This window comes from Sphingomonas sp. NIC1 (assembly GCF_001638925.1).
Classification (GTDB): domain Bacteria; phylum Pseudomonadota; class Alphaproteobacteria; order Sphingomonadales; family Sphingomonadaceae; genus Sphingomonas; species Sphingomonas aquatilis.
The window spans coordinates 2,535,497-2,549,606 of the sequence record NZ_CP015521.1; the positions used below are offsets into that span (position 1 = coordinate 2,535,497).

The following is a 14,110-nucleotide window of genomic DNA, read 5'->3' on the forward strand; positions in this document are numbered from 1 at the left end:
GGCCGTGGCTTTACTCCGCCGCCTCGGCGAGGCCGCCTTCGTCTTCCAGGTCCTGCATGGACTTGAGGTCGACGTTGAGGCCCAGCGAGCGCATTTCCTTGACGAGCACGTTGAAGCTCTCGGGGATGCCGGCCTCGAACGTGTCGTCGCCCTTGACGATCGCCTCGTAGACCTTGGTGCGGCCGACGACGTCGTCCGACTTCACCGTCAGCATCTCCTGCAGCGTATAGGCAGCGCCATACGCCTGCAGCGCCCAGACCTCCATTTCGCCGAAGCGCTGGCCGCCGAACTGCGCCTTACCGCCCAGCGGCTGCTGGGTGACGAGGCTGTACGGCCCGATAGACCGTGCGTGGATCTTGTCGTCGACCAGGTGGTGCAGCTTCAGCATGTAGATGATGCCCACGGTGACGCGACGGTCGAACTTGTCGCCGGTGCGGCCGTCGAACAGCTCCGACTGGCCCGACGTGTCGAGACCCGCCAGCTCCAGCATCGCCGACACGTCGCTTTCGCGGGCGCCGTCGAACACGGGGGTGCCCATCGGCACGCCGGTGCGGATGTTCTTCACCAGCTCGGCGATCTCTTCCGGCTCGCGGCTCTGGATGTCTTCGGCATAGTGATCGCCGTAGACTTCGACGAGGCGCGTCTTGACCGCGTCGGGCATGTCGCCCGCCTTGGCGTCCGGATTGGCCTCACGCCACTCTTCGAGTTGCGCCGCGACCTGCATACCCAGGTTGCGTGCCGCCCAGCCGAGGTGCGTTTCGAAGATCTGACCGACGTTCATGCGCGACGGCACGCCCAGCGGGTTCAGCACGAGATCGACCGGCGTACCGTCCGCAAGGAAGGGCATATCCTCCTGCGGCAGGATGCGGCTGATGACGCCCTTGTTGCCGTGACGGCCGGCCATCTTGTCGCCCGGCTGCAGCTTGCGCTTCACCGCGACGAAGACCTTGACCATCTTGAGCACGCCCGGCGGCAGCTCGTCGCCCCGCTCCAGCTTCTCGCGACGATCGTGGAACTTGTCCGTGATCCGCTTGGCCGCTTCGTCATACTGCTGCTTGACGGCTTCCAGGTTCGACTGGACCGCATCGTCCTGCACCGCGAACTTCCACCATTCGTGGCGGTCGACGCTGTCGAGCAGGTCCATGTCGATGGTCGAGCCCTTCTTGACGCCCTTCGGCGCCGCAGTCGCGACCTGATCCAGCAGCATCTCGCGCAGGCGGCTCCACGTCGCCCGGTTGAGGATCGTGCGCTCGTCGTCCGAGTCCTTCTTCAGGCGCTCGATCTCCTCGCGCTCGATCGCCATCGCGCGCTCGTCCTTGTCGATGCCGTGGCGATTGAAGACGCGGACGTCGACGATCGTACCGGCAACGCCCGGCGGCAGACGCAGCGAGGTGTCGCGCACGTCCGACGCCTTTTCACCGAAGATCGCGCGAAGCAGCTTCTCTTCCGGCGTCATCGGGCTTTCGCCCTTCGGCGTGATCTTGCCGACCAGGATGTCGCCCGGCTCCACTTCGGCGCCGACATAGACGATGCCCGCCTCGTCGAGGTTGCGCAGCGCTTCCTCGCCGACGTTCGGGATGTCGCGGGTGATGTCTTCCGGCCCGAGCTTCGTGTCGCGGGCCATCACCTCGAACTCGTCGATATGGATCGACGTGAACACGTCGTCCTTCACGATCCGCTCGCTGATGAGGATCGAGTCCTCATAATTGTAGCCGTTCCAGGGCATGAACGCGACGAGTGCGTTGCGGCCCAGCGCCAGCTCGCCGAACTCGGTCGACGGGCCGTCGGCGATGACGTCGCCGGCGTTGACCACGTCGCCCACCTTCACCAGCGGACGCTGGTTGATGCAGGTCGACTGGTTCGAGCGCTGGAACTTCATCAGCGTGTAGATGTCGACGCCCGACTTGCCAGCGTCCACGTCACCCGTGGCGCGCACGACGATACGGCTGGCGTCGACCTGGTCGACGATACCCGCACGCTTGGCGGCGATCGCCGCGCCCGAATCGCGCGCGACGGTCTCTTCCATGCCGGTGCCGACGAAGGGCGCTTCCGCCTTCACCAGCGGCACGGCCTGACGCTGCATGTTCGAGCCCATGAGCGCGCGGTTGGCGTCGTCGTTCTCAAGGAACGGAATGAGCGACGCGGCGACCGACACGAGCTGCTTCGGGCTGACGTCCATCAGCGTGATCGTTTCCGGCAGCGCCATCAGGAATTCGCCCGCCTGACGCGCCGAGACGAGGTCTTCGGCGAAGCTGCCGTCGTCCTTCAGCTCGGCCGAGGCCTGCGCGATCGTGTGCTTGGCCTCTTCCATCGCCGATAGATAGACGACGTCGTCGGTCACCTTGCCGTCGATGATCTTGCGGTACGGCGTTTCGATGAAGCCGTACTTGTTGACGCGGCTGAACGACGCGAGGCTGTTGATCAGGCCGATGTTCGGGCCTTCCGGCGTTTCGATCGGGCAGATACGGCCATAATGCGTCGGGTGAACGTCGCGGACTTCGAAGCCCGCACGCTCACGCGTCAGACCGCCCGGCCCGAGCGCCGAAACGCGACGCTTGTGCGTCACTTCGGACAGCGGGTTGGTCTGGTCCATGAACTGCGACAGCTGCGACGAACCGAAGAACTCACGCACCGCGGCGACCGCGGGCTTGGCGTTGATCAGGTCGTTCGGCATCACCGTCGACACGTCGACCGACGACATACGCTCCTTGACCGCACGCTCCATGCGCAGCAGGCCGACGCGATACTGGTTCTCCAGCAGCTCGCCCACCGAACGCACGCGGCGGTTGCCGAGGTTGTCGATGTCGTCGATCTCGCCCTTGCCGTCCTTCAGGTCGACCAGCGTCTTCACCACGGCGAGGATATCCTCGGTGCGCAGCGTCGTCACCGTGTCCGGGCAGTCGAGGTCGAGGCGCATGTTCAGCTTCACGCGACCCACGGCCGACAGGTCGTAGCGATCGGGATCGAAGAACAGGCCCGCGAACAGGGCTTCGGCGGTTTCGAGCGTCGGCGGTTCGCCGGGGCGCATGACGCGATAGATGTCGCTGAGCGCCTGCTCGCGCTCTTCGGCCTTGTCGGCCTTCAGCGTGTTGCGGATCCAGGCGCCGGTCGACACGTGGTCGATGTCGAGCAGCTCGATGCGGTCGATGCCCGCCTTGTCGAGCTTTTCGAGGTTTTCGGCACCAATTTCGTCGCCCGCCTCGACGTAGATTTCGCCGGTCGCTTCGTTGATCAGGTCATAGGCCGAATAGCGGCCATAGATTTCCTCGGTCGGGATCAGCAGTTCGGTCAGGCCGTCCTTCGCCGCCTTATTGGCTGCGCGGGGGCTGATCTTCTGCTGTGCCGCGAACACGACTTCGCCCGACGAGGCGTCGACGATGTCGAACAGCGGCTTCACGCCGCGCCAGTTCTCGGCCGCGAACGGAATACGCCAGCCGCCTTCGCCGCGGACGTAGGTCACGCGGTTGTAGAAGTGGTTGAGGATGTCCTCGCTGGTCATGCCCAGCGCATAGAGCAGCGCCGTCACCGGCAGCTTGCGCTTGCGGTCGATACGGACGTTGACGATGTCCTTGGCGTCGAACTCGAAGTCCAGCCACGAGCCGCGATACGGGATCACGCGCGCGGCGAAGAGATACTTGCCGCTCGCATGCGTCTTGCCGCGGTCATGGTCGAACAGCACGCCCGGCGACCGGTGCATCTGGCTGACGATGACGCGCTCGGTGCCGTTGATGAAGAAGGTGCCGTTCTCCGTCATCAGGGGCATGTCGCCCATGTAGACGTCCTGCTCCTTGATATCGATGACCGACTTGGCTTCGGTATCGGGATCGACCTCGAACGCGGTCAGGCGCAGCGTGACGCGCATCGGCGCGGCATAGGTGATGCCACGCTGGCGGCATTCCTCGACGTCGAACTTCGGCGGTTCGAGGACGTAATCGTCGAAATCGAGATAGGCGGTGCCGGCGAAGTCCTGGATCGGGAAGACGCTGCGCAGCGTCTTTTCCAGACCCGAGACGTGGCCCGTCGACTTGTCCGAGCGCAGGAACTGCTCATAGCTTTCGCGCTGAACCTCGATCAGGTTCGGCATCTGAATGACTTCGTGGATATCCCCGAAGATCTTGCGGATGCGCCGCTTGGCGGTGCTGCCCTGGATCGCCTTGGTGGCCATGAGCGTTATCTGTCCTCAAGTCGCTGGCGAGGCCCGGATGGGACCCGCCGGAATGTCGTGCCCGGAAATCCCCGGACCGGACGCACGAAGCGACGCAAAAAAGCCGATCGCATGATACTGCGTCGGCCTTTGGCGTCTGGAACCGCAACCCTCTATCCGTACGAAGCGCTGCGCGACGGCGCTTCATGTCCCGAAAAGCTGTGGTGAGCCGCCCATATAGGCGCGGTGTTGGATGCTGTCAAAGGGGGGACGTCCAACAGCGGTCCAACACGGGGTTCAGCCCGGTAGCCGGTTCGGCCGGTCGCCTTGGCGGGGCGTTTCGTCGCAGCGCGACTGGCGGTCGTCGCTGCATGCCGCAGGAGCGGGGGCTTATCTTTGGAAGAGTTCCGCACCGATGACGAGTTTCCGGGGTGTGCGTCGGCGCACGATCCCCTTCCTGATGGTGACCGCCATCGCGCCCGTGACGATCGCTCCGGCCGCCGCGCAGACCGGCAATGGCACGCCGGCGCAGACGTTGCCGGGGCTGGACAATTTCAGCCTGCCGCCCTCGCAGCCGACACCCACGCCAAGCCCGACGCCGGCTCCGGTCATCGCGCCGTTGCCGACCCCCACGGCATCCCCGCGGGCGACGCCGACACCGCGCGTGACCCCGCGTGCCACACCGACGCCGACGCCGCGCGTTACAGCGACCCCGACACCGCGGGCGACCGCATCGCCTACGCCGGCCGCCACGCCGACCGCGATAGCGGTGCCGACCCCGACCCCGACGCCGACGGCTACTTCCACAGCATCGCCCACGCCGGTCGAGGCCGCTACGCCGTCGCCCGCGGCCACGGCCGTACCTGCGACCGCACCGGATAGCGGGTCCGATTACGGCTGGCTGATCGGGCTGGCAGTGGTGCTGGGCCTCGGTGGGGCAGGGGCCTGGTGGTGGCGTCGCCGCCCCGCCGACGCCGCGGATGAGCCGGTCACCCCTGCTGCGCCTGTGCCCGTTCCGAAACCGCAACCGGTTCGGCCGCGCACGCCGGCTGCGTCACCCGCCACGCCGCCGACGCCCGCACCTGCGCCGCCATCCGCACCCGTCGGGGATCGCGGGCGGCTGTTGCTAAGCCTTCACCCGCGCCGCGCCGGCCTGAATCTGCTCAGCGCGACGGTGGAGGCCGAGCTGGTCGTCCGCAACGACGGCAGCGCGCCCGCGCAAGCGATCCGCATCGGCGCGGCGCTGATCGGCGCGACACCGGGGCAGGGCGACGAGATCGCGCCCGTGTTCGACCAGCCCATCGTCCGCCCTGCGACGCCGCCCTTCGCGCTCGGCCCCGGCGAGGAGCGGCGGATCCGTCTGGTCGTCGCGCAGGCGCGAGCGGATATCGTGCCGCTCACCGCAGGCGGGCGGACGTTGTTCGTCCCCGTCGTCGCGGTCAACGCGCTGTACGATGCCGGTGCGGGCATCGCCGGGCAGAGCGCGCGCGGCTTTGCGGTCGGCGTCGAGCGCGTCGACAGCGCTAAGCTAGCGCCCTTCTGGCTCGACCAGCCTGCCCGCATGCACGAGCAATTGGCGGTCCGCCCTTATGGTGCCGGCGTAGAGCGCTAACCGACACCGCCCGTCCGGCACGAACCGGACGGGCGGGCGACGCGGTTCAGGCTGCGGCCTTCAGCGTCGCCATATCGATGACGAAGCGATACTTCACATCGCCCTTCACCATCCGCTCGTAGGCCTCGTCGATCTGCTCCATACGGATCATCTCGATATCGCTGGTCAGGCCGTACTCCTTGCAGAAGTCGAGCATCTCCTGCGTCTCCTTGATCCCGCCGATCAGCGAACCGGCCAGCGCGCGGCGGCGGAAGACGAGGTTGCCGACCGAGGGCGCCGGGTGCGGCTCCGCGGGCACGCCGACAAGGCACATCGTGCCGTCGCGCTTCAGCTGGACGAGCAGCGCGTCGAGGTCGTGGGGCGCCGCGACCGTGTTCAGGATAAAGTCGAACGAGCCTTCGTGCGCGGCCATCTGGTCGGCGTCTTTCGAAACGATCAGGTCCTTGGCGCCGAGGCGCTTGGCGTCGTCACGCTTGCCCGGCGAGGTCGAGAAGACATAGACGTCCGCGCCCATAGCCGCGGCGATCTTGACGCCCATATGGCCGAGCCCGCCGAGACCGACGATGCCGACCTTCTGGCCCGGCCCCACCTTCCAGTGATGCAGCGGCGAATAGGTGGTGATGCCGGCGCAGAGCAGCGGCGCCACGGCGGCGAGGTCCTTTTCGTCATGGCCGATGTGGAGGACGAAATCCTCGGTCACGACGATATGGTCGGAATAACCGCCGAAGGTGTGACCGCCCATTACCTCGTCCGGGCCATTGTAGGTGCCGACGAAGCCCGTCGTCTCGCAATATTGCTCCTCGCCGTCATTGCACGAGGGGCAATGGCCGCAGCTGTCGACCATGCAGCCGACGCCGGCGATGTCGCCGACCTTGAATTTCGTCACGTCGCTGCCGACCGCGGTGACGCGGCCGACGATCTCGTGCCCGGGGACGCAGGGGTAGAGCGTCCCGTCCCACTCGCCGCGCGCGGTGTGAAGGTCGGAATGGCAGACGCCGCTATAGAGGATGTCGATCGCGACGTCCTTGGCACCGGGATCGCGGCGTTCGAAGTGGAAGGGCGCGAGCGGGGCGTCAGCAGCCTGGGCGGCATAGCCCTGGGTGGCGGTGGGCATGATGGAAACCTTTGGAATGGAGATAGGTGAGGGACGTCCCACGGAACGTTTCCCTTATGCTGCAACGCGGTAAGCACGCGGAAGGGTCCGGGTGATCGTTTCGATGAGCAGGATCGGCCGAGTCGATTACCAAGAGGGTGCGGCGCCGATCATTCCTCCCCCGCCAGGGGGAGGTGGCAGCGCGCGAGCGCTGACGGAGGGGGAGGTTCACGTGCGCTTCGTAACGATCGGCGTCCTTACCTCCCCCTTCCGTCATGGCGTCGCCGCGCCACCTCCCCCCTGGCGGGGGAGGAGTTTTGGCGGTGGTCGCCGGATCGATCAGTTCGTCGGCGCCGGCACCATCACCAAGGCATCGATCGCCGCCTGCAGAATGTGGGCGGCGGCGAGATTGTCGATCCGTTCGGCGCGCTTGGCGCGGCTCATATCCTGTTCGATCATCGTGCGTTCGACCGCCACCGTGCTCCAGCGTTCGTCCCACAGCAGGATGGGGAGGGCGAGATCGGCGCAGTTGCGCGCGAAGGCGCGGGTCGACTGGCTGCGCGGGCTTTCGGTCCCGTCGAGGTTGAGCGGCAGGCCGAGCACGATGCCGCGGACGTGCTGCGCGGCGATCAGCTTGGCGATCGCGGCCTTGTCCGCGGTGAACTTGGTGCGGCGGATGAGGTCGGCGGGGCTCGCGAAGCTCCAGCCGGCGTCGCACAGAGCGGTGCCGATCGTCTTGGTGCCGAGATCGAGCCCGATCAGGCGACCACCCTGCGGCAAGGCCGCGCGGAAATCGGTGCGGTCGAGGGTGATCATGCACCGGCTCCGAACGCGGCGAGGCGGCGGGCGGCGTCGGCGCGGACATTGGCCCAGAACAGGCTGTAGTCGTAGACGTGGTAGTTGTTGCCGGGGAGGACGTAACCCCCCACCTCCGGCGGTGTGCCGATCAGCAGGACACCGCGCGGGTCGCAGCGCGCGGGCACCTTGCCCGGCTGGATCGTCGCCGTGCTGAGATCCGCGCTCGGGTACAGCGTGCCGCGGTTGGCGCTGGCCGGCGCGGCAGCGCCTGCGGTGCCGGTCAACGGGTTGGTGCAGACCATCGGGCTGCCCTTGCGCGGGCGGCCGTCGAAGCCGGTCGTCGTGTCATAGAGGTCGGTGATGAGCGACGGGTCGGCGGGCTCGGCAAAGCTCTGCCACGACAGCAGGCAGCGGGCCTGATCGGGGCGGGTGCATTCGGGCAGGCCGAGCGCGGCAAGGTCCGTCGCTTTGGACACCGGCCAGCCGACGACATAGGCGGCGACGATACGACGCGCGATCGGCTTGCCGGCGATCTTTTCGCGCAGCAGCCGGGTGAGGTGGAGCGCGCCCTGGCTGTGGCCGGCGAGGATGATCGGGCGCTTCGGGTCGACCTGGCGCACGAAGGCGTCGAAGGCGGCGGCGACGTCGCGATAGGCGAGGTCGAGCGCCTGGGTGGCGCTGGCCTCGCTGGTCAGGAAGGCGCCGAACGTCGCCTGGCGGTAGCGCGGTGCCCAGATGTCGGCGCTGTCGTTGAACGCGCTCGCCTGGCCGCGCAGGAAGATCGCGGCGCGGGCGTTGGTTTCGGCATCCTCAAGCGCGGCGTTCCAGTGCGCGCGGCCGATGTACGAGGTGGGGTGGATGAAGAAGACCGCAGCCTTCGCCTGTCCGGCGGGGGCGGGAGTGTAGCCGGCGGGCGTCCACCGCGCGGGATTGCCGGGAATGTCGGGCCGGGCGATCCACATCTTGGCGTCGGCATAGACGCGCGGATCGACGCTCGCCTGTGCCTGGAACGTCTCGGACGGCACCAGCGCCATGCGCAGAATGCGGTTGCCCGCAAGGCGATAGGCGATCGCCCCGGCGATCACGAGCGCAATCAGGACGGCGAAGACATAGAGGAATTTACGCGCCACGCGGGGCTCCCGGTTCGATGGGCGTGCTCTGCCCGATGCGGGGCGGCGGGGCAATGTGGGGTGGGGCAATCAGGATTTCGGTCCGAAACGGTCATTGGGCATTTACCAATTGTGGGTACTGCTGCCGGACAGAAGGGGAGCAGGCCATGATGATTGCCGCGGTGACCAGAGCAGATCGTGCGATTGCCATGCCGTCCATGGGCCGGCGTCAGGCCGGGTTCGAGGCGGCGCTCGCGGCGCAGGCCACGCCGGCCGCCGGGGATGATGCGCGTACCAGTGCCGCCGCGGCGGTGGCGGCCTTCGACCTCGACTATGGGGCCGGTGGACACAGCCGGGCCGACGTCGAAGCGCATTATACCGAGGGCGCGCGGACCGTCAGCGCGGCACAGGGCCTGCCCGAGGGGCGCTACGACTTTTCCGCAATGAGCCCGCGGGAACTGCGGATCGTGACCGGCCATCTCGTGCTGAGCGGCGCGGCGCGCTCCGACGCCATGGCGCAGTTGACCGCCGCGATCGATACGGGCGGCGGCGGCACGACGGCCGGCGCGCCGACCGACTGGCTGGCGACGCTGAACGATCGGATCACGGATGCAAAGGCGCGGGTCGACGGTGACGCGATCTATCTGGAGTCGGCGCGGTTCACGCTACAGCGGTTCCACACGAAGAGCGATCGGCCGGCAGGTGCCGGGCCACTCGCATCGTCGGCGCCCATGACGGCCGGCGCCAAGCTCGACGCGGCGCTGGAGGCCTTTCGCAAGGAAGGCAAGATGACCCCGGCCGAGCGAATGCGGCGGCAGGTGATGAAAGACATGAAGATCACCGAGGACGATCTGAAGGCGATGCCGCCCGATCAGCGCGACGCGATGGAAAAGACGATCGGCGCGGAGGTGGCGCTGCGGCTGAAGAAGCTGGGCATCGACGGCGGGGGCGCCGTCACGCGGTCGGTAGAGGAGTATGTCGCCGCACAGGGATAGAGTACCCGATACCCGATACCCGATACCCGATACCCGATACCCGATACCCTCTACCCGTTATCCGTTCGCCCTGAGCCTGTCGAAGGGCGGGCGGCCGCATGCACTGGAGTCGCTTGTGGAACCCCGTGCCTCGACAGGCTCAGCACGAACGAGGGGCGGCGGGTCGATCCGTCCGCAACCGAAGCTGTTGCGCCGCAGCGCGGGCTTGGTGTAGCCGCGTCGGCATGTCCGTAGACACCGCCACCGTAAAGAAGGTCGCCGCGCTCGCGCGCATCGCGATCACCGATGAGGACGCCGGCCGCCTCGCCCCCGAACTCAGCAACCTGCTCGGCTGGATCGAGCAACTGGGCGAGGTGGATACCGCCGGGGTCGAGCCGATGACCGCGGTCATCCCCAACACGCTGCGCCTGCGTGACGACGTGGTGAACGCCGATCCGCTGACCGGCGGCGGCATCCGTGACGACCTGATGGCCAATGCGCCCCAGGCGGAGCACGGCTTCTTTACCGTTCCCAAGGTGATCGAATAATGACCGACCTGACCGATCTGGGCATCGCCGCGATCCGCGACGGCGTGCGCGCCGGCAGCTTTTCCGCGGTCGAGGTCGCCGACGCCTTCGTGGTGAAGGTGGCCAAGGCCAAGCCGCTCAACGCTTTCCTGGTCGAGACGCCCGACCATGCGCTCGCCGCCGCCAAGGCCGCCGATGCCGCGCGCGCCAACAACGAGACGCTCAAGCCGCTGGCCGGCGTGCCGATCGGCATGAAGGACCTGTTCTGCACCAAGGGCGTGGCCACCACTGCGGCGAGCCACATCCTGGAAGGCTTCACGCCGACCTATGAATCGACCGTGTCGCAGAATCTGTGGGACGCGGGTGCGGGCATGCTCGGCAAGCTGAACATGGACCAGTTCGCGATGGGCTCGTCGAACGAGACCAGCGCGTTCGGCAATGTCGTGTCTCCCTGGCGCAAGCCGGGCAGCGACGCGCCGCTCGCCCCCGGCGGATCGTCGGGCGGCAGCTCGGCGGCGGTCGCGGCGGGGCTGTGCCCGGGTGCGACGGGCACCGACACCGGCGGATCGATCCGCCAGCCCGCCGCCTTCACCGGCATCAGCGGGATCAAGCCGACCTATGGCCGTTGTTCGCGCTGGGGCACGATCGCCTTCGCCAGTTCGCTCGATCAGGCCGGGCCGATGGCGCGCGACGTGCGCGACTGCGCGATCATGCTGGAGGCGATGGCGGGCTTCGACGCGAAGGACGCAACCTCGCTGCAGCTCGACGTGCCGAAGTGGGAACAGGGGCTGACCGGCAACCTCGCCGGCAAGCGCGTCGGCATCCCCAAGGAATATCGCGTCGACGGCATGCCTGCCGAGATCGAGGCGCTGTGGCAGGCCGGGATCGACTGGCTGAAGGACGCGGGTGCCGAGATCGTCGAGGTGTCGCTGCCGCACACCAAATATGCGCTGCCGGCCTATTACATCATCGCGCCGGCCGAAGCCTCGTCGAACCTCGCGCGCTATGACGGCGTGCGTTACGGCCTGCGCGACCTGCCAGAGGGCGCGGGGTTGCAGGACATGTATGCCGCGACGCGCGCCGCGGGCTTCGGCGCCGAGGTGAAGCGCCGGATCATGATCGGCACCTATGTGCTGTCGGCCGGTTTCTACGATGCCTATTACACGCAGGCGCAGAAGGTGCGGACGCTGATCGCGCGCGACTTCGAGCGGGCGTGGCAGCAGTGCGACGTGCTGCTGGCACCGACCGCGCCGTCGGCGGCGTTCGCGCTGGGCGACAAGTCGGCCGATCCGCTGGCGATGTACCTCAACGACGTGTTCACCGTGCCGTCGAGCCTCGCGGGCCTGCCGGCGATGAGCGTGCCGGGCGGCCTCGACAAGGACGGCCTGCCGCTGGGGTTGCAGATCATCGGCAAGGCGCTGGACGAGCAGGGCGTGCTGAACGCAGGGCTTGCGATCGAGGAGCGTGCGGGCTTCGTCGCGCGGCCGGGATCGTGGTGGTAACCGACCGGACCTTCACGACACGCAACGTCGCGATGCTGCGCGAGGCGCAGGCCGCGCTCAACGTCGCGTTCGGGGCGATCCTCAGCGCCTATGTCGGGATCTCGCTCGCCGAGATCGACAACCATCCGTTCGACCACCACGTGCTCGCGCGGTTCTTCATCGCGCTGGCGGTGTTCATCCTGGGGCTGTCGGTCGGCAACAGCCTGATCCTGCGCGGCGAGTTCCGGCTGAGCGCGATCTTCCTGATCCTGGCGCTGATCGCCGCGGTCTTCGCGCATCACGAGGGCACGGTGCTGCGCTTCGAAGGCGCGATCCTGCGCATCCTGGCCGGCTGCTGGGTCGTCGCGCTGCTCGGCAGCAACATTGCGCTGACCGCGATCAACTATCTTCATCATCGGAATCGAACATGAGCGACTATCGCATCCAGGGCGCCACCGGCGAATGGGAGGTCGTGATCGGCCTGGAAGTCCACGCCCAGGTCACGTCCAACGCCAAATTGTTCTCGGGCGCCGCGACCGCCTTCGGCGCGGAGCCGAACACGCAGGTCAGCCTGGTCGACGCGGCGATGCCGGGCATGCTACCGGTGCCGAACATGGAGTGCATCCGCCAGGCTGTGCGCACCGGCATGGCGATCGACGCGCAGATCAATACGTGGTCGCGGTTCGACCGGAAAAACTATTTCTACGCCGATCTGCCGCAGGGCTATCAGATCAGCCAGCTCTACCATCCTCTGGTCGGCGAGGGCGCGGTCGAGATCGCGCCGGACGACAAGAACCCGGACGCGACCAAGACGATCGGCGTCGAGCGCATCCACGTCGAACAGGACGCGGGCAAGCTGATGCACGACCAGCATCCGACGCGGTCGTATGTCGACCTCAACCGTTCGGGCGTCGCGCTGATGGAGATCGTCAGCCGGCCGGATATGCGATCGCCCGCCGAAGCGGGGGCGTATCTCACCAAGCTGCGCTCGATCCTGCGCTATGTCGGCAGCTGCGACGGCAACATGGATCAAGGGTCGATGCGCGCCGACGTCAACGTCTCGGTGCGCAAGCCGGGCGACGAATTCGGCACGCGCACCGAGACGAAGAACGTCAATTCGGTGCGCTTCGTGATGCAGGCGATCGAGCATGAGGCGCTGCGGCAGGTGGAGGTGCTGGAGAGCGGCGGCACGATCGTGCAGGAAACGCGCCTGTTCAATCCGGACACCGGCACGACGCGGTCGATGCGGTCGAAGGAAGATGCGCACGATTACCGCTACTTCCCCGACCCCGACCTGCTGCCGCTGGAGCTGGACGAGGCGTTCCTGGCGGACTGCCGTGCAAGCCTGCCAGAGCTGCCCGACGCCAAGCGTGCGCGCTACGAAGCCGCCGGCATCTCGCCCTATCAGGCGGGCGTGCTGACCGCTGAGGTGGAGGCGGCGCGCTGGTTCGACGCGCTGCTCGACGCGGGCGCGAAGCCGGTCGCGGCGGCGAACTGGACGACGTCGGAGCTGTTCGGCGCGCTTAACCGCGTCGGCAAGGGCATCGCCGAATCGCCGGTGTCGCCGACGCAGGCGGCCGAACTGCTGGCGCTGGTCGCGGACGGCACCTTGTCGGGCAGCCTGGCGAAGCAGGTGTTCGAGGTGATGCTGGAAACGGGCGAGGCGCCGGCCAAGATCGTCGAGGACCGCGGGCTCAAGCAGACCAGCGACACCGGCGCGATCGAGGCGGTGATCGCCGAGGTGCTGGCGAAGAACCCCGGCCAGCTGGAACAGTATCGCGGCGGCAAGGAGGCGCTGTTCGGCTTCTTTGTGGGCCAGACGATGAAGGCGATGGGCGGCAAGGCCAATCCGGGCGTCGTCAACGAACTGCTCAAAAAGGCACTCGCCGGCTGATGGTCACGCGGATCGCCCGGTGCCGGTGCGGACAATTGTCCGCGACCTGCATGGGCGATCCGGTGCGGGTGTCGGTGTGTCATTGCCGCGGGTGCCGGCGGCTGACCGGCGGCGCCTTCTCCGCGCAGGCGCGCTTTCCCGCCGAGGCGGTGACGCTGGCGGGTGCGTTCCAGACATGGGAGCGCGTGGGCGACAGCGGCCGTCGCGCCTGGTTTCGCTGGTGTCCAAGCTGCGGTGCCACCGTGATGTTCGTCAACGAAGGCTATGAGGACATGCCGGCAATTCCGATCGGCGCCTTTGCCGATGACGATGCGCCAACGCCGACGCTGTCGATCCTCGAAGAGAGCAAGCTGCCGTGGGTGGCGGTGACCGGCGAGGGAATCGACCACTTCGCCTGATCTGCGCATGGTGCGGCGCGGTGCCGTTGCCCCGGGTCCTTCGTCACCCCTGACTTGTCCCGGGGTCCACTGTTGGGCAG

12 protein-coding genes are annotated in these 14,110 nt (G+C 67.5%); 7 read left to right on the plus strand and 5 right to left on the minus strand.

The features are described 5' to 3' along the window. Nucleotides 1-10: 10 nt before the first annotated feature. Together rpoB and A7E77_RS11995 are read right to left on the minus strand one after the other, a co-directional pair. Nucleotides 11-4,165 (minus strand): DNA-directed RNA polymerase subunit beta, encoded by a 4,155-nt coding sequence (rpoB, locus tag A7E77_RS11990; protein ID WP_017978136.1) that lies wholly within the window; start codon nt 4,163-4,165, stop codon nt 11-13. Nucleotides 4,166-4,534: 369 nt separating this feature from the next. Continuing rightward, nucleotides 4,535-4,999: a hypothetical protein gene (locus tag A7E77_RS11995; RefSeq protein WP_063688269.1), complete on the minus strand. Its 465-nt coding sequence runs from the start codon at nt 4,997-4,999 to the stop codon at nt 4,535-4,537. A gap of 268 nt (nt 5,000-5,267) precedes the next feature. On the opposite strand from A7E77_RS11995, the gene A7E77_RS12000 reads away from it, so the two are divergent. Beyond that, nucleotides 5,268-5,756 carry a hypothetical protein gene (locus tag A7E77_RS12000; RefSeq protein ID WP_226341735.1) on the plus strand — a complete coding sequence of 163 codons (489 nt, stop codon included), beginning with the start codon at nt 5,268-5,270 and terminating at the stop codon, nt 5,754-5,756. 46 nt (nt 5,757-5,802) lie between these two features. Here the strand turns inward: A7E77_RS12000 and A7E77_RS12005 are convergent, their stop codons facing one another. The 3 genes from A7E77_RS12005 to A7E77_RS12015 all read right to left on the minus strand — a co-directional run bounded on the left by A7E77_RS12005 (nt 5,803) and on the right by A7E77_RS12015 (nt 8,777). Further along, nucleotides 5,803-6,870 carry an NAD(P)-dependent alcohol dehydrogenase gene (locus tag A7E77_RS12005; RefSeq protein WP_063688273.1) on the minus strand — a complete coding sequence of 356 codons (1,068 nt, stop codon included), beginning with the start codon at nt 6,868-6,870 and terminating at the stop codon, nt 5,803-5,805. A gap of 318 nt (nt 6,871-7,188) precedes the next feature. Further along, on the minus strand, nt 7,189-7,665 hold the full coding sequence (gene ruvX / locus A7E77_RS12010) for a Holliday junction resolvase RuvX (RefSeq protein WP_063688275.1): 477 nt from the start codon (nt 7,663-7,665) through the stop codon (nt 7,189-7,191). Then, a complete protein-coding gene (locus A7E77_RS12015; protein WP_063688277.1) occupies nt 7,662-8,777 on the minus strand; it encodes a DUF3089 domain-containing protein in 1,116 nt (371 codons plus the stop codon). The genes ruvX and A7E77_RS12015 overlap by 4 nt, the downstream gene beginning before the upstream one ends. 146 nt (nt 8,778-8,923) lie before the next feature. On the opposite strand from A7E77_RS12015, the gene A7E77_RS12020 reads away from it, so the two are divergent. The 6 genes from A7E77_RS12020 (at nt 8,924) to A7E77_RS12045 (ending at nt 14,030) form a co-directional block, all read left to right on the plus strand. Further along, nucleotides 8,924-9,751, plus strand: a complete 828-nt coding sequence (locus A7E77_RS12020) for a hypothetical protein (RefSeq protein WP_063688279.1) — start codon at nt 8,924-8,926, stop codon at nt 9,749-9,751. 224 nt (nt 9,752-9,975) lie between these two features. Further along, a complete protein-coding gene (gene gatC, locus A7E77_RS12025) occupies nt 9,976-10,278 on the plus strand; it encodes an Asp-tRNA(Asn)/Glu-tRNA(Gln) amidotransferase subunit GatC (protein WP_017978143.1) in 303 nt (100 codons plus the stop codon). Then, nucleotides 10,278-11,759: an Asp-tRNA(Asn)/Glu-tRNA(Gln) amidotransferase subunit GatA gene (gene gatA / locus A7E77_RS12030; protein ID WP_063688281.1), complete on the plus strand. Its 1,482-nt coding sequence runs from the start codon at nt 10,278-10,280 to the stop codon at nt 11,757-11,759. Before gatC ends, gatA begins: the two co-directional genes overlap by 1 nt. After that, complete coding sequence (locus A7E77_RS12035) at nt 11,750-12,169, plus strand: hypothetical protein (protein WP_017978145.1); 420 nt, start codon at nt 11,750-11,752, stop codon at nt 12,167-12,169. The genes gatA and A7E77_RS12035 overlap by 10 nt, the downstream gene beginning before the upstream one ends. Beyond that, a complete protein-coding gene (gatB, locus tag A7E77_RS12040) occupies nt 12,166-13,632 on the plus strand; it encodes an Asp-tRNA(Asn)/Glu-tRNA(Gln) amidotransferase subunit GatB (protein ID WP_063688283.1) in 1,467 nt (488 codons plus the stop codon). Before A7E77_RS12035 ends, gatB begins: the two co-directional genes overlap by 4 nt. A 50-nt stretch (nt 13,633-13,682) precedes the next feature. Next, on the plus strand, nt 13,683-14,030 hold the full coding sequence (locus A7E77_RS12045) for a GFA family protein (RefSeq protein ID WP_226341736.1): 348 nt from the start codon (nt 13,683-13,685) through the stop codon (nt 14,028-14,030). Nucleotides 14,031-14,110 lie beyond the last annotated feature (80 nt).